Below are 19,051 nucleotides of genomic sequence, written 5' to 3' on the forward strand. Positions count from 1 at the left end.
TATTTTTATTCAATAGCTGGACTTGTGAAAATCTCTTTAACAACTCAGTCGCATTCTGTTCAAGCCCGACGTGGCCGTTAATACTTCCTAGTGGTTTAATCGTCCCGATTACGGTTTGGTGTAATTTGTTAACGCCATCTCTAATCCCTGTTCTGAAGAGTTAGTTTCGACGCAAATATTGTAGATTTATTTGTAAAAAATTGCAAAAAGATTGACATGTGGCAACAAATAGTATTTGAAATCAACGATTATTCCAAAAGGTTGAATCAAAATGTAACAACGTTCATGCGGTTCAATTTTGGTTGAAGTACCGGATAACGACGGAGGAGAACATAAAATGACAATTGCACAAAGATTGTACCTGTTGATAGGTATGGCATTTCTCGGATTGGCAGCAATCGCAGGTTTGGGCGTCATCCAAATTAATAAGGTCTATGAAGCGGCTAATTACGCCAATGTAAATACCGTGCCTAGCCTGACAGATTTAAATAATGCGGCTGTGACTATTACTAAATTGCGGGTGATGACCTATCGATATGTCACGGCAAAAGATCCTAATAAACGGCGTGATTTAGAAATCGGCATGATCGACCGGTATAAAAAAATCACAGAGATGTTTAACCTGTATGAGAAGCAAGACTTATCTGACGATAAAGACAAAGCTTTGTTAGAAAATGATCGCATTGCTTTTAAAGCGTTCGGCGTGATGCAAGAGCAAGTGATCGGATTGATGAAACAAGATAAAGCCGACGAGGCTCTGGACGTACTTTTTAAGAGTGTGACGGGCGTGGTAAAAAGTATGGATATTGCTCTTGAAGAGCATGCAAAATATAACGCTGATCTAGGAAAAAAAGGTGCTGACGATGGCGCTGCCGCGCTAAAACATGCCAACATGATGGCATTGACAATTGCCCTGCTGACGGTCCTTGTGGTGATCACTTTAGGAGTTTTTATCACAAGAAAAATTGTCGGCTCTCTTAATGAGGCAATCGAAATTTCAGAAACCGTCGCAGCAGGAGATTTAACCAGAGACATCATCGTTACCTCGAATGATGAAACAGGTAGACTCTTGCGCGCACTCAAAGCCATGAGCGACAGCCTAAAAAATATCGTCGGCGAAGTCCGTACCGGAACAGAGCAGATCACTGCCGCCTCCACTGAAATCGCTACTGGCAATCTCGATCTTTCCTCCCGCACTGAAGAACAAGCCAGCTCACTGGAAGAGACCGCCTCCGCCATGGAAGAGCTCACCAGCACCGTCAAACAAAATGCCGACAATGCCCGCTAGGCAAACCAGCTCGCGGTATCGGCCTCTGAAGTGGCGACCAAAGGCGGCAATGTCGTCTCCCAGGTGATTCAGACAATGAGCGAGATCAACGACTCCTCCAAAAAAATTGTCGACATCATCGGCGTCATTGACGGCATCGCATTTCAAACCAACATCCTCGCGCTCAACGCCGCAGTCGAAGCGGCCAGAGCCGGTGAACAAGGACGTGGCTTTGCCGTCGTGGCCTCCGAAGTACGCAATCTCGCGCAGCGCAGCGCGTCCGCTGCCAAAGAGATCAAGACACTGATAGGTAACTCCGTAGAAAAAGTCGACACCGGTACCAAACTCGTCGATCAGGCCGGACTCACTATTCAAGAAATTGTACAAAGCGTCCAGCGGGTCAGCGACGTCGTGAACGAAATCAGCGCCGCCACCCAAGAACAAACTGCCGGAATCGATCAGATTAACATCGCTATTGCACAGATAGACGAAACCACCCAACAAAACGCCGCACTGGTCGAACAAGCCGCCGCTGCTTCTGCCTCGATGCAAGAGCAAGCGACGAAGCTGACCCAAGTCGTCAGTGTCTTCAAGATCAACAGCGTCGGCAGTCAAAACACAGCAAGCTACAGCAAACCAGCGGCCTCCAAAGCGGTCGTACGTGCCGCAGCAGCTCAGGCCCCAAAATCGGCAACCGCATACAAACGCCGGGCATTAGCAGCAAACAAGGTGACCGAGCAGACCACGGCATCTGCTAGCAGAGCCGATGAATGGGAAGAGTTTTAAGGAAAGCCGTAGAGCGATGAAATATACTGCAGGTAAGTATATTTTAATTATCCATATAATATTTGGACAATTAGCTGGTTTTTAAAAAAATAATGGGGAGTATGTAGATTGATGTGTAGTGAACGAAGTGACATCCATCTATATTTTCCCTTGTTGATCTGTAGGACTGGCCAAAACTGCCGCAGCCTCGGTGTAGCCCCTAAATTACTATCCCGATCGCCACGCTTTGCAGGAACAATTTTGCGTAAGTCCTGATCCTGTCATCGCTCTCAGTCTTCGAATCCGATGCAGATAAAGCCGGAGCTAACTAAAACGCCTGTTCTAAAGTCAGCTTCACGCTGCTCAAGCCGGAGGTTGTCGTCGATAACTGGCGTCCGCTTTGGCTGTCCTGATAGTTTTCGACATCGAGTTTGTTTTGCGGGAATAAGTTGGTCAGCGAGAGTCGTAGCTGCGTCTGTTTTGCCAGACTCCAGACCGCATAATAATCCAGCGTGCGCAAGTTGCCCGTAAAGCCGCTCAGGGTTTGCGAGGTACGGATGTGGCCGCCACGTTGATAGCCCAGATTACCACCTAAGGTGAGTTGCTGATCCCACTTGTAATCCATTGCCAGATTGGCGCTGAGCGGGGTTTGCTGATCTAGCCGATTGTCTGGACCGGGAATTTGATCAACGCTAGACCAGTTGCGGTTTACATTGGCGCGCAGTTCAATCGCGGGCGCCTTGCTCATCACACTTTGCAGTGGTAATTTAAGTTCCAGTTCTATGCCATGCACTTGTGCTTTGCCGCTATTGGTGGGGATGCTGGTCCAGACGCCATTTTGTTGCGATACTTTGTCCAGAATCACATCATCAATCTTGCGTACAAACACGTTGGCACTGAACAAACCGCCTTGCCCAAAATACTGTTCAAACGTCGCATCCAGTCCCCATGCCAGTTCTGGGCGTAGTTGCGGATTGCCTTGGTTGTCTGGATTGACCGCGCTGTTATTATTGTCGACGGTGTAGCGACGTGGAATCAGATTAGTGGTGGTCGGCGCTTTATACGTACGCGTGAGTGCCAGCCTGAATTGCTGTGTTTGCTTAGGATTAGTGGGGTCGCCATCGAGCTTCCATACGCTTTGCAATAGCGGGCTTAAGACGCTGGATTGGTTGTGCACTGGACTCAACACATTGCCATCAGTGGTCGTTTGCAAACCTTCCCAGCGCAAGCCCAGTGAAGCACTGAGTTGATTACTGATATCCCATTCATCTTGCGCAAACAAGGCAAGTCGTTTGACCTTGGATTGGTAGGCTTCGTTACTATCGGCAGCGTCATTGCCTAGCCCGTCGCTGATATGTTCAATCCGGTTTTCGTCGCGGCGTATCAGGCTGCCATCCCAGCCCAGCACCAAGGCATGTTTATCGATGTAGGGTGCGGTGTATTTGCCGCTGAAAGTCGCAGTCTGGTCGTTAACGCCTGACACCACCTGATGCCGTTCTAACAAAGTCTGCGCTAAGGACATGCCATCAAAATTAAAATAGGTATGGCGGTGGCTCAGGTTAACGCCTAAGGTCATTTCTATCTTGGCGCTATCCGATAACTTGCGTCGCCAGTTCAGATCGCTGCGTAAGGCATTGGTATAAGCATCCCAACTGCCGACGTTATTGGGGAAATCGGATAGCGTATTGAGTACGCTGGTCTCATGCCGATCTTTGACATTGTTGATGCGGCTGCTGGTCAAAAAGCTTTGTGATGTGAGTGTGTCGTCGTCAGAAAACGTCCAGATCAGCCTTGGTGCAAAGGTCAATTCATCTTTCGTAAAACGTTCTTCTAGCTGGGCATGTCGTAGTAAATTGATGTTGCCGTTTTGATCGGTACCGACCTCATCCTGGGTCGAGGGTGTAATTCGCTGTTGACGTTGCAGCGCGCCGGCGATGGTGTATGCCAGAGGGCCATTACGATCGGCGATTTGCAATGAGATGTTCGGTGAGATTTTGCCATTGCTCTTACTGCCAGTATCAGCAACGCCAATCTTCAGATCATGCTGCGGCTTTTTGACATTGTTTTTCAGGATGATATTAATCGTCCCCGCAATCGCCTGCGTGCTGTATTCCGCTGTCGCGCTGCGCAAAACTTCGATTCGTTCAATCAAATCCGGCGCAATGCTGTCCACCAGAAAACCTTGCGGCGTTGGCTCGCCATTGAGCAAAATTTGGGTGTAGCCATTGCCTAAGCCGCGCATTTGTAGCGCGCCAGTACTGCTAAAGCCCAGGCCCGGCACCCGTTTTAAAACATCACTCAGGTTGCTGTCGCCGTAGCGGGCGATGTCTTCTTGATTGATGATGGCTTTGCTGGCGGTTGCCTGTTTGCGTTCATCCAATACGATGCTGACGCCGCGCACCTCGACACTTTGTGCCTGGTCTTTGCCGACTGACGGAGTGACCGTATTTTCAGCCGCCTGAGCGGCAACAATTGCCGAGGACGTCAGCGCGCAAAGCGTCAGACTAGAAATAGTAAACTTGGGCGTAGTCGGTGTAGACACAGTGAGCTTAGAGGTAACGAACGAAAATATAGAAGACATGCGCAGACAAATAGGATTGACGAGAGATGCGGCACTATAGCTAAAAAGTGTGTACTAGTGTCAAAAGAAAGTAGTGATACAGGTAGCTTTGAATGATTTTGATATAAACTTAAAATGACTTTTAAAGGGTGCGAATAGCACCAAACCAATGGCTCAAGTTTAGATCCGGTTTACATAATGGATATCTAGGTGAAAGGTGGATATGGGTAACTCGTTTAGTTTGCACTGTGATGTGAGAAGAAAATTACTCACGTTGGCCTTACTCTCGCTGCCACCTATGGCGTGGAGTGTAGCAACTACCGAGAAGCGCAAAGTTGTCATTCTGTTAGGTGAGACTTATGCTGAAAATTACGCAGAGATGTTCATCAACGATGCTTATAACAGCATACTTAAATATGTAGAACAAGATTTAAACATCAGCTTCGATCCCTATCATTATCCCTGGAAGCGATTATTGCAAAGACTGGCCGAGGGAGATGGTTTGGCCTTTGGATTGTCGAAAACAAAGGAACGCATGCAGACTTTGCGCTTTTCCGATGTTGCGTTTAGCCACCACATCTGGATTGTGACTCGAAGTGATATGACTTTTCCGTATGCGAATATTGCTGACTTAAAAAACAAATCAGTTGGTATTGTACGCGGCGCTAGCTACGGCGAAGAATTTGATAGTTATAAAAATAAGCTGGTCAGCACCGATGAAAGTCTTGTTTCGGTACCTTCGCGTTTAAAAAAATTATTAACGAAAAGAACGGATGTCATGCTGATCGATCATCCTAGTTCCGATCCCGCTAAGGTGGAAGCGCTGATCAACTCGACCATGACAGAGGTGGCGGCTGATACACCGATGCCAGCAGGTATCACGTTTAAAGTGCTTAGCAAACCGCTGACGATTGACTATATTCATTTTGCCATTCTGGCGGAAAAAGACGATGGCATCATCGATAAAATCAATACTGCATTAAGGCGAGCCAAGCACTTGGGAGCCTTGCCTTTTGTCGAACCGGATAAATAGTTATCATTGCTACGGCGCGTTGCGTGGCTGTTAATAGTCACGATGGCTTAACATCAAACATCAAGACCTCTCACCACAGAGACACAAAGGCACAGACGCACACAGAAAATTAGGAGACCAGCGAAATCCTGCCTTTCTCTGTCTTTGTTCTTCCTCTGTGCCTCTGTGGTGAGGAGTTTTGTTTTTTGCGCAAGTCCAATTATACTCCCTGATAGTATTTTTAATTGTCCATATAAGCATTGGGTAATAAGGCTATTTTTCAAAAAATCAGGGGGAGTATATTTTTTCTTGAATCTGTTGCCAACTAAAACTAGTTGTTCTGTGCATTGATTTTAGGGGTAATCGAAAAATCCCAGTTGATATTGGATTACCCCGCCGTCGCACCGCTAATAATCCCGCCGCCCAGACAAACGTCGCCGTCGTATAGCACGGCGGATTGTCCCGGCGTGACTGCCCATTGCGCCACATCAAAATGCAAGGCAAAACGATCGCTGTCCGCTTGCAGCGTGCAGGCAATATCGGCCTGACGATAACGGGTTTTTGCCGACAGCTGAGTTTGCGCCGGTGCATGTCCGGCGATCCAGCTATTTTGTCCTGCCTCTAACGCCGACGATAACAGCCATGGGTGATCATGACCCTGAACGACGTACAAAGTATTGGCAACGATATCTTTCTTTGCGACATACCAGGCGTCGCTACTGCCATCCGCATTTTGATGTGACTTGATGCCGCCGATGCCGATGCCTTTGCGTTGTCCCAAGGTATAAAAACTCAGACCGACGTGTTTGCCGACAAGCTCGCCTTCAGGTGTTTTCATATCGCCTGGTTGATAAGACAAATAGCGGTTTAAAAATTCGCGGAAAGGCCGTTCACCGATAAAACAGATGCCGGTGGAATCTTTTTTCTTTGCATTGGGCAGCTGGATTTGTTCTGCGATTTTGCGGACTTCGGTCTTTTGAATTTCGCCCAGCGGGAACAGGGTCTTGCACAATTGCGCTTGATTCAGGCGGTGTAAAAAATAGCTTTGATCTTTGCTGGCATCGAGTGCTTTGAGTAATTGAAATTCACCATTCACCTCACGCACGCGGGCGTAATGGCCGGTGGCGATGTAATCTGCCCCCAGCTTCATGGCGTGATCGAGAAAGGCTTTGAATTTGATCTCGGCATTGCAGAGCACGTCTGGGTTGGGTGTGCGACCAGCCTGGTATTCACGCAAAAATTCTGCAAAGACGCGGTCTTTGTATTCGACCGCAAAGTTGACTGCTTCAATATCCACACCTACGACATCGGCGACGCTGACGGCATCAATCCAATCCTCGCGGGTGGAGCAGTATTCGGAGTCGTCATCGTCTTCCCAGTTTTTCATAAACAGACCGATGACTTCGTAGCCTTGCTGTTTGAGCAGCCAAGCGGACACCGATGAATCTACACCGCCAGACATACCAATTACTACGCGTTTCTTTGCCATACTTGTTGTTCTCTCTTTTTCCTGACCTTACTTACTTTGTGCTGCGCTTACTTTTTTTACTTGACTGGACTTGTCACCAATGCAGACGGATGCGTAAACAGTAGCGACAACGGTGCACTTTGGCCTGCCAGATAGTCATTGACGCATTGCAACACCAGGGGACTGCGGTGACGCTCTTGTGATGTCAACAGCTCAGCATGTGTCATCCACACGGTACGCAAAATACCGTGATCGAGTTCACGCTGATGTACTTGCCCTAACTCACCACTAAAGGCAAATCGCAGGTAGGTAACTTGCTCACCAGTGACGGGCGACACATAGCGTGACAGATAAGATCCGATCAGCGCCGTGGGTGTGAAATCGTGCGCGGTTTCTTCCAGCGTTTCGCGAGTGACTGCCTGTTGCAGCGTTTCGTCAGGATCAAGATGACCGGCAGGCTGGTTGATCCGCACGCCGTCGTCAGTCTCTTCTTCGATCATTAAAAATTGCAGATGTTGGTCGTGTTGGCGAGTGATAACGGCCGCAACGGTGACCGAGGGTTTCCAGACTGTAGACATAGCGCCTCTTTCTATAAGTTCGCTATTTTACTTTGCGATCAGATATTGTGTGGCAAACCAGCAAATCTGAAGGTGAATTAGCTAATACGAATTTTGTCTATAGCAGTCTGATTTTGCTTAAATTTGAACCCGATTTTCATCAGGAGTAGTCAATTTATTTTGTGCGATTCTCCCGCAAAGGCTTATAGCGCGTGGTTTTTCATGCTAGTGTATCGGACGCAATTTGCACGGCAATGGTGCAGCCACAAGCAGCATTTTTAGCGAAAAGACAAAAAAAGAACGGTAATGCCACACAACATTTTGCGTGTAAGATCGTTGTCGAATACGAAAGAATACTAAATTCGGGTGACGGCGCTGACGATGCTTCCAGCTTTCTTGAGGAGTTTTCTTAAGTAGCAAATTGGCGCCATCGTTTCATCAGCGTGTGCCCGGTCAGAATTTAAAACAAGCAAATCAAGGAGTAACCTATGAGAATCGGCATCCCCGCCGAATCACGGCCGGGTGAGACGCGTGTAGCGGCGACCCCAGAGACCATCAAAAAATATGTAGCTGCAAAACATCAGGTCATCGTGCAATCTGGCGCCGGTATCGCCGCCAGTATTACTGATGAGGCGTATCAGGCAGCAGGTGCGCAAATCGGCACTGCGTCTGAGACATTTGGTGCAGAGCTGGTGTTAAAAGTCAGAGCACCAGATGCAGATGAGCGTGCATTGATCAAATCGGGCACGACGCTAGTTGGCATGCTCAATCCATTTGATGCAGAGAACATTGCCGCCATGGCAGCGCATGGTATTTCCGCATTCGCGCTCGAAGCTGCACCACGTATCACCCGTGCGCAGTCTCTGGACGTATTGTCATCCCAGGCAAATATTGCCGGCTATAAAGCAGTAATGCTGGCGGCAAATACATATCAGCGCTTTATGCCGATGTTAATGACCGCTGCAGGCACGGTCAAAGCTGCCCGGGTTTTGATCATGGGCGTGGGCGTAGCCGGTTTGCAAGCGATTGCAACAGCCAAGCGTTTGGGCGCTGTGATTGAAGCGTCGGATGTACGTCCGCCAGTGAAAGAGCAAGTCGAATCGCTGGGCGCTAAGTTTATCGACGTCCCATACGAGACCGATGAAGAGCGAGAAATCGCCAAAGGTGTTGGCGGCTATGCTCGTCCTATGCCAGCGTCTTGGATGGAGCGACAGGCGGCTCTGGTGCACGAACGCGCCAAACAAGCGGACATCATCATCACCACGGCACTGATCCCAGGACGTAAAGCACCGACGCTGATTTCAGAAGAAACTGTCAAGGCGATGAAGCCTGGTTCAGTGATTGTGGATATGGCAGTAGAGCAGGGCGGCAATTGTCCTTTATCAGAATTAAATAAGACAGTGACGAAATACGGCGTGCATATTATTGGCGAGCCGAATCTGGCAACGTTGGTGGCTGCTGATGCGTCTGCTTTGTATGCGCGCAACGTATTGGATTTTCTGAAATTGATTATCGATAAAGACGCTGCTTTAGCGATTAATAAAGAAGACGAGATTGTGGTCGCTACGCTGATGTGCGCTGGCGGTGAAGTTTTAAGGAAATAAGGATAAATAATCCTGAGCTAGTAGCCAGGATTTTTAGTCAATGTAATTGAAAGAAGAATGACAATGCAAAGAAACATGCTCCGCGCCAAAATTCATCGCGCATCTGTGACCCAGTGCGATCTCCACTACGAAGGTTCGTGTGGCATCGATGAAAATCTGCTCGACGCTGCTGATATCAAAGAGCACGAACAGATAGAACTCTACAACGTCAACAATGGTGAACGGTTCTCCACATATGTGATTAAAGGCAAACGTGGTAGCGGCGAAATCTCCTTGAATGGCGCAGCAGCGCGTCGGGTACAACTGGGCGACTTGATGATTATCTGTACCTATGCACCGATGACGGACGAGGAATCCAGTAGCTTTAAACCGAAAGTGATTTTTGTCGACGGGAAGAATCAAATTACCAGTCTTAAGGCGTATTAAGAAAGTTATTTAAATAAGACGGTATTAACCATATCAAGTTTTTTTCGACAGTTTGCTTTGCATGTCTCACCCTAAATAAAGAAGAGAGGACATCATGGAAGTTAGTCACACCCTTACCAACCTGATCATTTTTGTACTGGCAATTTATGTCGGTTACCACGTGGTCTGGACAGTTACGCCTGCTTTGCATACGCCTTTGATGGCAGTCACGAATGCAATCTCAGCCATTATCATCGTCGGTGCCATGTTGGCAGCAGGTTTGACGGAAGGTCTATTAGCCCAGGTCATGGGCACGGTCGCGGTTGCCCTTGCCGCGGTCAATGTGTTTGGTGGATTTTTAGTTACCCAGCGCATGCTGGAAATGTTCAAGAAAAAAGAGCCTAAAGTGACTCCTGATGCAGCTAAGGAGCACAAATAATGAGTATGAATCTGGTCACGATGTTGTACCTGATCGCCTCGGTATGCTTTATTCAGGCGCTTAAAGGTTTGTCGCATCCATCGACTGCAAGACGCGGTAACAGCTTCGGCATGATTGGTATGGCAATCGCGGTAGTGACGACGATTGCTTTGATCGTAAAGCTGAAAAATGAAGCCGCTGGCTCGGGTCTTGGCTATGGATTGGTGATATTCGGTGTCGTCGTCGGCGGCGGTATTGGCGCCACGCTGGCTAAGCGAGTAGAGATGACCAAGATGCCAGAGCTGGTAGCAGCGATGCATTCATTGATCGGTCTTGCAGCAGTGTGTATTGCCGTATCTGTAGTTGCCGAGCCCTGGATTTTTAATATCACGGCACGCTATGATGCGATCCCTTTCGGTAATCGTCTGGAATTATTTATCGGTACTTTTGTCGGTGCAATTACCTTCTCGGGTTCTGTGATTGCGTTTGGTAAATTGTCTGGTAAATATAAATTCCGTCTGTTTCAAGGCGCACCTGTCAGCTTTCAGGGGCAACACTTTCTAAACCTGATACTGGCAATTTTTATGGTCGGTCTAGGTTTGATTTTTTGCTTCGCACCGGGCACTGCGCCTGCTTGGATTCCCTTTGTTTTGATGACAGCGATTGCTTTTATTTTGGGTGTGTTGATCATCATCCCTATCGGTGGCGCGGACATGCCAGTTGTGGTGTCTATGCTGAATAGCTATTCTGGCTGGGCAGCGGCGGGTATTGGTTTTTCACTCAATAACTCGATGCTGATTATTGCTGGTTCGCTGGTCGGATCTTCCGGTGCGATCTTGTCTTACATTATGTGTAAAGCGATGAACCGCTCTTTCTTCAATGTGCTGTTAGGCGGCTTTGGTGGTGCACCGACCGAGGCTGCGGTTGGCGGCCAGGCGCAACGTAATGTGAAATCCGGCTCTGCTGATGACGTCGCTTTTCTGCTAGGTAATGCAGAGACAGTGATCATTGTGCCAGGTTATGGTTTAGCAGTTGCCCGTGCTCAGCATTCATTAAAAGAGCTGACCGAGAAGCTCACGCATAAAGGTATTTCTGTCAAATACGCGATTCATCCTGTAGCTGGTCGTATGCCAGGACATATGAACGTATTACTGGCAGAAGCCGAAGTGCCTTATGACCAAGTGTTTGAGATGGAAGACATCAATAATGAATTCAGTCAGGCCGATGTGGTATTGGTCTTAGGGGCAAATGACGTTGTTAATCCAGCGGCCAAAGACCCTAAATCACCGATCGCCGGAATGCCAATTCTGGAAGCCTATAAAGCTAAAACAGTCATCGTGAATAAGCGTTCAATGGCATCGGGTTATGCCGGTCTGGACAATGAATTGTTTTACATGGATAAGACGATGATGGTGTTTGGCGATGCGAAGAAAGTGATTGAAGATATGGTCAAGGCAATCGAGTAATTAGATTGAATCGATGCAATCGATAATACAAAAAGCCACATAATGATTGATGTGGCTTTTTGTTTGCATCTATTAAACCCAGATTTTCCATTAGACCGCTACTACTTCGCAAAAAACGCAGAGGACATGCGGTGTTCAGCGAGATAGCACGACCGCGATTTGAGTGCGAGCGCTACAGCGACAATTGCACCTTTGGCGAACTGCCTGGCGTTGTTGCTCCTCCTAGCAAGATGCAGCTTGCGTCGTCGTCGCGTCTAGCCAGTCAGTTCGCCAAAGGCACACTTGTCGCTGTTCCAATGGAAAATCTGGGTTCAAATCACCGCATCAATTTGAATTGTTTTCAAAATTAAGAGGAAGATATTTTTTAGTACAAACTAGCGCTTTTCTGTTGGCGACAAGACTGTAGGAACAACATCAGGAACAGCAGCAGGAACAGCAGCAGGAACAGCAGCAGGAACAGCAGCAGGAACGGCGGCGGCACTTGCCGTCTTGCTTGATATTTTGATTTTTGGTGGGACTTTACTTGCTGCAGAGTCTGATTTTTTATTGTCTGGTAACCGCTTTATCTTTTGCGTTGTCGATGGCATATTAATGATTTCCTCGGTATCACGATTTACCGATTCACTCAGCGCAACCGGTCTCGAGGGTGCCGTTTGGACAGCTAGTTTAGAATTATTTCCGTCATTTTTTTCAAGTGTTGCTGATCTGGGTGGTACAGGGACGATCATCACCAAGCTGGTAATACCAGCGATTAAGACAACGGTGGTAACGACGAGTAGTTGAATAGTACTGCGCTTTTTTTTATTTTTTTGTCTTTCCTGATCCGCATTATTCACCACGGTAAATGTTGTGCCAAGCGTTGTGTTATGTTGTTCTGCGATTATGCGCTTGGCTTTTTCTCGATATAAATACCGATTTAAATCACCTGCCAAATCTGACGCCCGCGCATAGCGATCAGCCGGTTTTTTAGCCAGTGCTCTAGCAGCAATACGAGCCAGCCGGAGCGGTACATCCGAGCGAATCTCTTGGGGCGGAATAGCCGGGGAACGCGTAATTGCTTTTCGCAATTGCTTGTTATCTTCACCTTTAAATGGTAGCTCGCCACAAAGTAACTGGTATAGCACCACACCCAATGAAAAAATATCGGTTCGCGCATCAACTGCCTTGCCTTTAATTTGTTCTGGCGACTGATAATTGATTGCCGCAAATTGCGGGCTCGACGGATGAGTCTCGACGCTTACCAAGTCATTGCTTAACTGTTCAGCAGTATTGTCACTTAGATCACCGCTGATATTAAAGGCATTATTGGTATTGTTGGTGTTGCGAGTGTCGGCATTAATAACGCTATTGGCGTAACTGATGTCACTATTAAGATCACTATCCTGATGCTTAGGCAGTTCTTCGCTGATGCCAGTTTGTGATGACTGATCCGGAGAATTAGACATCCCAAAATCAATTAATTTTGGTATTAAATTCTCAGTGATAAAAATACTGGCTGGCTTGATGCCTCGATGTATAACATCTTGCTCATGTGCATAATCCAAGGCAGTTGCAACGCGCGCGATTAGTTCCGCGATTTGTTTGTAGGTAAATTGATGCCCGCTATTGAATAAATCGCTTAATGCATTGCCCTCTAAATATTCCATCACGAAATAGAGGACATCATTCGATTTGTCAGCATCATAGACTGTTACGATATTTGGGTGATTTAATCGGCCTGCTTCTTGAATCCACTGTTTTTCGAATAATTGTCGTTGATCGTCAGACAAATGCGAATGAAGAGTTTTGATCACAACTTGACGCTCTATCAGCGGGTCATGAAACAGTGCGGTAACGGTAACCGAGCCTCGTCCTATCTCATTAATATATACATAACGTCCTATAGGTCGGTTGGGCACAAAGGTCGGATTTGTCAGGGGTAGGGCGGGGATATCGTCGGTCATGACGAAGCATAACGCCAAAACATCTTTGTTTCTACACGCCAGACGATTTATGCAGTGTTTCTGTGGCGCAAATAATAATTCTCAGGACTTACGCAAAACCGACCCAGCTGCGTTGCAGCGTCGTATCTTAGAAACTGAGATATTAAGGTAGTAAATTACTATGGTCGTGGTTACGCTTTGCCGCGACAATTTTGCACAAGCCCAAAATCTACTTGCGTTCGTTTATAAAATACAGAAGCCACACGATGTTTTGTGTGGCTTCTGTATTTTGCTTCTTTATAAAGGTTTTCTATTAATTTTAGGACTTCACCGCTAATCTCAAGGTTTTACTTAGCTAATTACACACAGACTACATTCGTACTAAAGTCGATTTGCCAAACAAACTCTCAATCAAATCTACCGCCAGAACTGCAGTTTGATTGCGGATATCGAGTGCCGGATTGAGTTCTACTAAATCGAGTGACGCGAGGCGACCGCTGTCTGCGATCATTTCCATACAGAGCTGGGCTTCGCGGTAAGTCGGGCCGCCTAATACGGCTGTTCCTACGCCTGGGGCGATATCTGGATCTAAGCAATCCATGTCGAAACTGACGTGCAAATGCGTGTTGTCATCCAATCCTTCCAGCGCACTTTTCATCACGCTGCGCATGCCATGCTCATCGATATAGCGCATGTCAAACACTTGCATGCCCATCTCGTGAATGAATTTTTTCTCACCTGCATCAACGCTACGGATACCGATTAAGCGGATTTCGTCAGGACTCATTGCTGGTGAGTGATCTGCATAGTGCGTCAGCGATTCTGGGCCATGCCCCATCAGGCATGCGACTGGCATGCCGTGGATATTTCCTGTTGGGCTGATGGTAGAGAGATTGCTGTCGGCATGGGCATCAAACCACAATACCCGTAATTTTTTTCCATTCTTTTTGCAATGATTGGCAATCGCACTGATGGAGCCGATGGCAAGGCAATGATCACCGCCCAACATCATGGGCATCTGACCATCAGTCAATGCTTGGCTGACTGCGTCATAGACTGCCTGATTCCAGTCAATCGCTTCTTTCAAATGACGTAATCCGTTGACTGGTGCCTGCCAGGGATTGGCTGGCCCATGCAAATTGCCGTGATCAATTACCTTTAATTGGCGCGCCTCCAACGCTTCTACCAAGCCTGCAACGCGCAGCGCGTCTGGCCCCATGCCAGCACCTTTGACGCTTGCTCCGACATCTGTCGGAGCACCAATTAAGGAAATAGTTTTCATTCGTTTGAGTTTGAGTGGTTTGATTTAATATAAATTAGTGAATCGTATTTAGTGCATCTGCCATGTACTTCAGCAAGACCTGATCAGCGGTAATGACTGATATCAGGCACTGACTTAAGCACTAACTTAGGCACTGATCGACACGACATTTTCTGCCATGGCGCGCTGTTGTGCAACTGGTGTCACAGCCATCCCGAACAAGTCTTTTGGGTTCAGCAGTTCTGGGATTAAATCCAAAATCCGCGTGTCCTTTTGCACCACATATTTTTCTAGGTAACGCATGGCAGAAAAATCTTCTAACGCAAAACCGACAGAGTCAAATACAGTCACTTGCTTTTCATTATGGCGACCAGCAATCTGGCCTTCCAGAATCTGCCACAACTCGGTTACCGCGAAATCAGCTGGCATTTGTTGCAGCTCACCTTCGATGCGGGATTGAGGTTCGTACTCCACGACGACGTTGGCGTTTTTCAAAATATCACCATGTAATTCAGTCTTGCCCGGGCAATCGCCGCCAACGGCATTAATGTGAGTGCCTTCGCTGATCATTTCCGGCAGTAAAATCAATGCATTGGTTTTGTCTGCGGTCACGGTAGTAATGATGTCTGCGCCTTTGACTGCTTCTGCTGTCGATGCAGCCCGAATGATACGCAAATTAGGATAGGCGCGCAGATTGTTGATGAGTTTGTCAGTCGCTGCCGGGTCTACGTCGTAGACACGCAATTCCTGTATGCCCAAGATGCAATGGAAAGCGATCGCTTGGAATTCGCTTTGTGCGCCATTACCGATCAAGGCCATGCTGCGGCTGACTGGGCGCGCCATGTATTTGGCTGCTAATACCGAGGTCGCCGCTGTACGGATCGCGGTAGTCAATGTTAATTCGGACAACAACTTAGGATAACCAGTATCGACATCGGCTAGCAAACCAAAAGCGGTAACTGTTAGCAAACCCTCTTGAGTATTTTTTGGATGACCATTCACGTATTTAAATGAATATTGCTTGCCGTCGGAAATCGGCATTAATTCAATAACGCCTACATCTGAGTGGCTGGCGACGCGGGCGCATTTGTCAAACTGGCTCCAGCGTAAATAGTCCTCCTTGATCATGTCAGCTAAACGCGCAATCGCGTCTTCTACACTGACTTTTTTCAAATGGGTTTGCATTTCCTGTGTACCGATGAAGGTAACCATGGTGATCTCCGTTGATTTTTTGGTCTTGCTAATTGGTATTGAATATTGCTGAAATGTTTGCCGCCAATGGCGCCGATATTGCTTTTGTTCTGCTATAAATTGTAGCGGTTTCGGCTGGAAATTAGATTTCTAAATGCGATAAATAAAACGCTATTAATGAAATATAATTTCTATTAAGTCTCAATTCGGCATTTATATTTCGTAATATACTAAATACATAAAATATTTAAATTTTAGGAGATGGCGTGGATAACTATGATCGCAGTATTTTGAAACATCTGCAGGACGATGGCCGGATGAGCAATTTGCAGTTGGCAGAGAACATCCATTTATCCGCCCCGCAGACCCTGCGACGGGTACGGGCATTAGAGGAAAAACGCGTGATTCGCGGTTATGTCGCCCAGGTTTCTGCTGAGGCAATCGGTTTGGGTGTGATCGCGTTTGTGAGTTTGTCGCTGGACAGGGAGCAGTTTCGCAATGTGCGTGAGGTCGAGCGCAATATCATGGCCTTCCCTGACATTATTGAATGCCATACGATTACGGGCGATTTTGATTACATTTTGAAAGTCGTCGCCCCAGACCTGAAAAGCCTGTCGCAGTTTTTAACCGACAGATTGATGCAAGTACCGGGCGTTGCATCTTTGCGCTCCATGATTTGTATGGAAGAGATTAAGCCAGTCAGTAGCTTGCCGATTGCTTAAGGCAATTTCTTAATGCCTATTTCGTAGGCTTCGATAGCGCTCTGCGCGGTTGGCTACCGCGGAAATCAGATCTTCAGGATTAATTGGTTTGTTTAAAAAATCATCGGCACCGGTCGCAATAGCACTTATTTGCTTCTCACGCTCGGTTTCTGAGGATAGAAATACAATTGGTATGTCTACAAAACGATTGTTCTGACGGATGATTTTTGACATCTCTATGCCTGTACACGTTGGCATGTTCAGATCTGTGATAATCAACTCAGGTTTGAACTTTTTGATTGCATCGAGTATTGACGATGGATCATAAATTGACTTCACGTGCATCCCAGCACTGCTCAATACGGCTTCGTAGTATTCAGCTAGGATTTCATCATCATCAACGACAAGAATCCGATATGCCATAACCTCATTTTTTGCAATTTTTTCGTCTAATCTTGTACTCAATGCCTCAATATCCAGAGGTTTGATGAAGTATCCAACAGCGCCTTCTCTGACGGCTGCGAGACGCTCGGTAAAGTTATCTTTGCCGGAGATGTAGATTACAGGGAATGAGGTCAGAGCAGAGTTTGCAAAAGCTAGCTTGGATTCCTGTCCTTTGTTCGAATCAATATCGAGTACTAAAGCATGTGGAGTACGAATGAGCACCGCCGCGCGTAATTCGTCCAAGTCGCTAAAGTCAATGACCTCGTGGTTATAAATAGCTAAGGATAGTGTTAATTGCTGAGAGGCCTCTTTATCAGCACCAAACACGTAAATCAGACTACTGTGAGCTTCTATATTTGTATCGTCTAAGCGGTAGGTGTCGCTTGAGTTTTCAGTGGTGCAGGAATAATCGTTCATAGCAGATGATCGCAATAAAGTTAAGCGCACATCATATTTGACATGGCAGTGGTGATATTAATTGGCGTGGTCAGCATATAGCAAACGCGTTATCTGAGTAGTTTTCCAAAAATTACATACTTGCAATATCGCCCCATAGATGGCGCATAGTAAATCGAATCGGAACCTGGTCACGGTGTAGCACTTCTCTGATCGATTGCAAACTATGTTGAGTGTCCCGCCTCCCAGGAACGGATAGGGGAGCACCGCGAGGCCCAATTAATGCATGCACATAAGGCGTTGTTGTGCTACTCCCTCGGCCAGTAACTACTCCGATTTCTCCATTTTCCAATCGCACGAAAGTGCCAATTGGATAGGTACCAAGCTCACGTATGAAAGCCGTTACTAGCGCTATATCAATTTTGCCTTTACCTTCTATCAGAATATCGCGCAAAGCAGCATTTGGTAGTAAAGATTTGCGATAGCTGCGGGAAAATACCCTGGCACCATATCTATCAGCGATCGAAATGATTTTTGCATTAAGGGGAATATCATTGGCCGATTTTTTCCCAGGATAGCCACTGCCATCTTCATTTTCATGATGATATAAAATCCAGTAGAGCCAGTCCTCGTCATTAATGCCCGCGCTGCGCAATTGTCTTACCGTAGCTTCGGGATGTTGTTGGATAAAATCTTGTTCTTCAGGTGTCAGGCTCTCATTCTTTCCTTGTAGTTTTTCTTGCTGTCTGAGCATGCTGAGGTTCATAGTTAATGCCGCCGCGGTGAGCCTAATTATTTCTTCAGGTGGTTTTTTTAATGCTCGGGCAACAAGGATAGCCACTACGGCTGTATCAACGCAATGCCTAGTCGCATAGGTATCGTCTTGATTAAGTAAGATACAGCCGAGAGCCACTTCTTGATTCATTGATACAGCCGTTGCGACCTGTTTTCCTAGCGCGAGAAATTGCTCTTGTGCGTTGGGTTCGCTGGCTATGTTGTAAGAAATTCTGCGTAGTTCGGTGCGAGATGTATTAATCATCCGCACGACGGAGGGCAGTTCTATTTGTTTTTCTGCTTGCCTCTTATCACGTATCGCTTTATCAGATTTTTCCACATCTGCAAACAAGCCGCGCTCGATCAGTGCCGAGACCTGATTCACATTAGAAACTACAAATCCCTTGCGAAGTAATAAGCTACCATCTCCACCATAAACGTCCCATTGCAACGGTTGGCCTATAACAATGTCGGAAACGGCGATACGTCTTGAAGATATGGACTTACCTCAGTCAAATTGATATTGATCAAGCGAGTTAGCTTTACTTGAGCTAAAGTGATTTTTTTAACACATAAAAATGTTTGCAAAAATCGAAGATGTTAGCGTCTTCATCGATATTAATTTTGAGACGTACGCAACATTACTCATACTTGAGTGACAAGCTAATCAACATTGGTCGCTATATTCTGATTACTCACTAACGCCTTTGTTAATTATCGTAGCAGAAAACATGCTGAACGCCATTGCTTTTAAAAGAGTCAGGTAAGCGTCCAACGCTACCATCTATGAACAGCAAATAATTTCATGCACTGTCCAGACTGGATCATTTTGGAGAGCAA

16 protein-coding genes are annotated in these 19,051 nt (G+C 46.8%); 8 read left to right on the forward strand and 8 right to left on the reverse strand.

The features are described 5' to 3' along the window. The first annotated feature begins 337 nt into the window (after positions 1–337). Positions 338–1,288, forward strand: a complete 951-nt coding sequence (locus QN395_RS16970) for a methyl-accepting chemotaxis protein (RefSeq protein ID WP_322119788.1) — start codon at positions 338–340, stop codon at positions 1,286–1,288. 30 nt (positions 1,289–1,318) lie between these two features. Then, positions 1,319–2,053 (forward strand): methyl-accepting chemotaxis protein, encoded by a 735-nt coding sequence (locus QN395_RS16975; RefSeq protein ID WP_416352061.1) that lies wholly within the window; start codon positions 1,319–1,321, stop codon positions 2,051–2,053. Positions 2,054–2,360: 307 nt separating this feature from the next. Here QN395_RS16975 and QN395_RS16980 read toward each other — a convergent pair whose 3' ends face one another. Beyond that, complete coding sequence (locus QN395_RS16980) at positions 2,361–4,613, reverse strand: TonB-dependent receptor (protein ID WP_322119787.1); 2,253 nt, start codon at positions 4,611–4,613, stop codon at positions 2,361–2,363. 202 nt (positions 4,614–4,815) lie between these two features. Here QN395_RS16980 and QN395_RS16985 point away from each other — a divergent pair, with 202 nt between their 5' ends. Further along, entirely contained in the window at positions 4,816–5,625 is an 810-nt protein-coding gene (locus tag QN395_RS16985; protein ID WP_322119786.1) for a substrate-binding periplasmic protein, read from the forward strand. 367 nt (positions 5,626–5,992) lie between these two features. On the opposite strand, the gene mnmA is transcribed toward QN395_RS16985, so the two are convergent. Together mnmA and QN395_RS16995 are read right to left on the reverse strand one after the other, a co-directional pair. After that, positions 5,993–7,093, reverse strand: a complete 1,101-nt coding sequence (mnmA, locus tag QN395_RS16990; RefSeq protein ID WP_322119785.1) for a tRNA 2-thiouridine(34) synthase MnmA — start codon at positions 7,091–7,093, stop codon at positions 5,993–5,995. A gap of 56 nt (positions 7,094–7,149) precedes the next feature. Further along, entirely contained in the window at positions 7,150–7,650 is a 501-nt protein-coding gene (locus QN395_RS16995; RefSeq protein WP_322119784.1) for an NUDIX hydrolase, read from the reverse strand. A 467-nt stretch (positions 7,651–8,117) separates the two neighbouring features. Here QN395_RS16995 and QN395_RS17000 point away from each other — a divergent pair, with 467 nt between their 5' ends. The 4 genes from QN395_RS17000 (at position 8,118) to QN395_RS17015 (ending at position 11,522) form a co-directional block, all read left to right on the forward strand. Further along, on the forward strand, positions 8,118–9,233 hold the full coding sequence (locus tag QN395_RS17000) for a Re/Si-specific NAD(P)(+) transhydrogenase subunit alpha (RefSeq protein WP_322119783.1): 1,116 nt from the start codon (positions 8,118–8,120) through the stop codon (positions 9,231–9,233). Between the two features lie 63 nt (positions 9,234–9,296). After that, on the forward strand, positions 9,297–9,659 hold the full coding sequence (panD, locus tag QN395_RS17005; RefSeq protein WP_322119782.1) for an aspartate 1-decarboxylase: 363 nt from the start codon (positions 9,297–9,299) through the stop codon (positions 9,657–9,659). Positions 9,660–9,753: 94 nt separating this feature from the next. Continuing rightward, complete coding sequence (locus QN395_RS17010) at positions 9,754–10,077, forward strand: NAD(P) transhydrogenase subunit alpha (protein ID WP_322119781.1); 324 nt, start codon at positions 9,754–9,756, stop codon at positions 10,075–10,077. After that, positions 10,077–11,522 carry an NAD(P)(+) transhydrogenase (Re/Si-specific) subunit beta gene (locus tag QN395_RS17015; protein ID WP_322119780.1) on the forward strand — a complete coding sequence of 482 codons (1,446 nt, stop codon included), beginning with the start codon at positions 10,077–10,079 and terminating at the stop codon, positions 11,520–11,522. The genes QN395_RS17010 and QN395_RS17015 overlap by 1 nt, the downstream gene beginning before the upstream one ends. Positions 11,523–11,896: 374 nt before the next feature. Here QN395_RS17015 and QN395_RS17020 read toward each other — a convergent pair whose 3' ends face one another. The 3 genes from QN395_RS17020 to QN395_RS17030 all read right to left on the reverse strand — a co-directional run bounded on the left by QN395_RS17020 (position 11,897) and on the right by QN395_RS17030 (position 15,917). Next, positions 11,897–13,465 carry a serine/threonine-protein kinase gene (locus QN395_RS17020; protein ID WP_322119779.1) on the reverse strand — a complete coding sequence of 523 codons (1,569 nt, stop codon included), beginning with the start codon at positions 13,463–13,465 and terminating at the stop codon, positions 11,897–11,899. 349 nt (positions 13,466–13,814) lie between these two features. Further along, on the reverse strand, positions 13,815–14,726 hold the full coding sequence (gene rocF, locus QN395_RS17025) for an arginase (protein WP_322119778.1): 912 nt from the start codon (positions 14,724–14,726) through the stop codon (positions 13,815–13,817). A gap of 126 nt (positions 14,727–14,852) precedes the next feature. Beyond that, positions 14,853–15,917: an ornithine cyclodeaminase gene (locus QN395_RS17030; protein ID WP_322119777.1), complete on the reverse strand. Its 1,065-nt coding sequence runs from the start codon at positions 15,915–15,917 to the stop codon at positions 14,853–14,855. A 245-nt stretch (positions 15,918–16,162) separates the two neighbouring features. On the opposite strand from QN395_RS17030, the gene QN395_RS17035 reads away from it, so the two are divergent. After that, positions 16,163–16,618, forward strand: coding sequence for an Lrp/AsnC family transcriptional regulator (locus QN395_RS17035; protein WP_322119776.1), 456 nt, complete (start codon positions 16,163–16,165; stop codon positions 16,616–16,618). Positions 16,619–16,627: 9 nt separating this feature from the next. Here QN395_RS17035 and QN395_RS17040 read toward each other — a convergent pair whose 3' ends face one another. Together QN395_RS17040 and QN395_RS17045 are read right to left on the reverse strand one after the other, a co-directional pair. Beyond that, positions 16,628–17,458: a response regulator gene (locus QN395_RS17040; protein ID WP_322119775.1), complete on the reverse strand. Its 831-nt coding sequence runs from the start codon at positions 17,456–17,458 to the stop codon at positions 16,628–16,630. Between the two features lie 112 nt (positions 17,459–17,570). After that, entirely contained in the window at positions 17,571–18,662 is a 1,092-nt protein-coding gene (locus QN395_RS17045; protein ID WP_322119774.1) for an HD-GYP domain-containing protein, read from the reverse strand. Positions 18,663–19,051: the final 389 nt, after the last annotated feature.

Origin of the sequence: Undibacterium sp. RTI2.2 (assembly GCF_035018705.1) — a bacterium.
GTDB lineage: Bacteria > Pseudomonadota > Gammaproteobacteria > Burkholderiales > Burkholderiaceae_D > Undibacterium.

Bases quoted from the DNA above. Each gene is read 5' to 3' on its own strand.
- QN395_RS16985 (WP_322119786.1), top strand. From the start codon at position 4,816: ATGGGTAACTCGTTTAGTTTGCACTGTGATGTGAGAAGAAAATTACTC.
- rocF (WP_322119778.1), bottom strand. From the start codon at position 14,726: ATGAAAACTATTTCCTTAATTGGTGCTCCGACAGATGTCGGAGCAAGC.
- QN395_RS17030 (WP_322119777.1), bottom strand. From the start codon at position 15,917: ATGGTTACCTTCATCGGTACACAGGAAATGCAAACCCATTTGAAAAAA.
- QN395_RS17015 (WP_322119780.1), top strand. From the start codon at position 10,077: ATGAGTATGAATCTGGTCACGATGTTGTACCTGATCGCCTCGGTATGC.
- mnmA (WP_322119785.1), bottom strand. From the start codon at position 7,093: ATGGCAAAGAAACGCGTAGTAATTGGTATGTCTGGCGGTGTAGATTCA.
- QN395_RS17020 (WP_322119779.1), bottom strand. From the start codon at position 13,465: ATGACCGACGATATCCCCGCCCTACCCCTGACAAATCCGACCTTTGTG.
- QN395_RS17010 (WP_322119781.1), top strand. From the start codon at position 9,754: ATGGAAGTTAGTCACACCCTTACCAACCTGATCATTTTTGTACTGGCA.
- QN395_RS17040 (WP_322119775.1), bottom strand. From the start codon at position 17,458: ATGAACGATTATTCCTGCACCACTGAAAACTCAAGCGACACCTACCGC.
- QN395_RS16995 (WP_322119784.1), bottom strand. From the start codon at position 7,650: ATGTCTACAGTCTGGAAACCCTCGGTCACCGTTGCGGCCGTTATCACT.
- panD (WP_322119782.1), top strand. From the start codon at position 9,297: ATGCAAAGAAACATGCTCCGCGCCAAAATTCATCGCGCATCTGTGACC.
- QN395_RS17000 (WP_322119783.1), top strand. From the start codon at position 8,118: ATGAGAATCGGCATCCCCGCCGAATCACGGCCGGGTGAGACGCGTGTA.
- QN395_RS16980 (WP_322119787.1), bottom strand. From the start codon at position 4,613: ATGTCTTCTATATTTTCGTTCGTTACCTCTAAGCTCACTGTGTCTACA.
- QN395_RS16970 (WP_322119788.1), top strand. From the start codon at position 338: ATGACAATTGCACAAAGATTGTACCTGTTGATAGGTATGGCATTTCTC.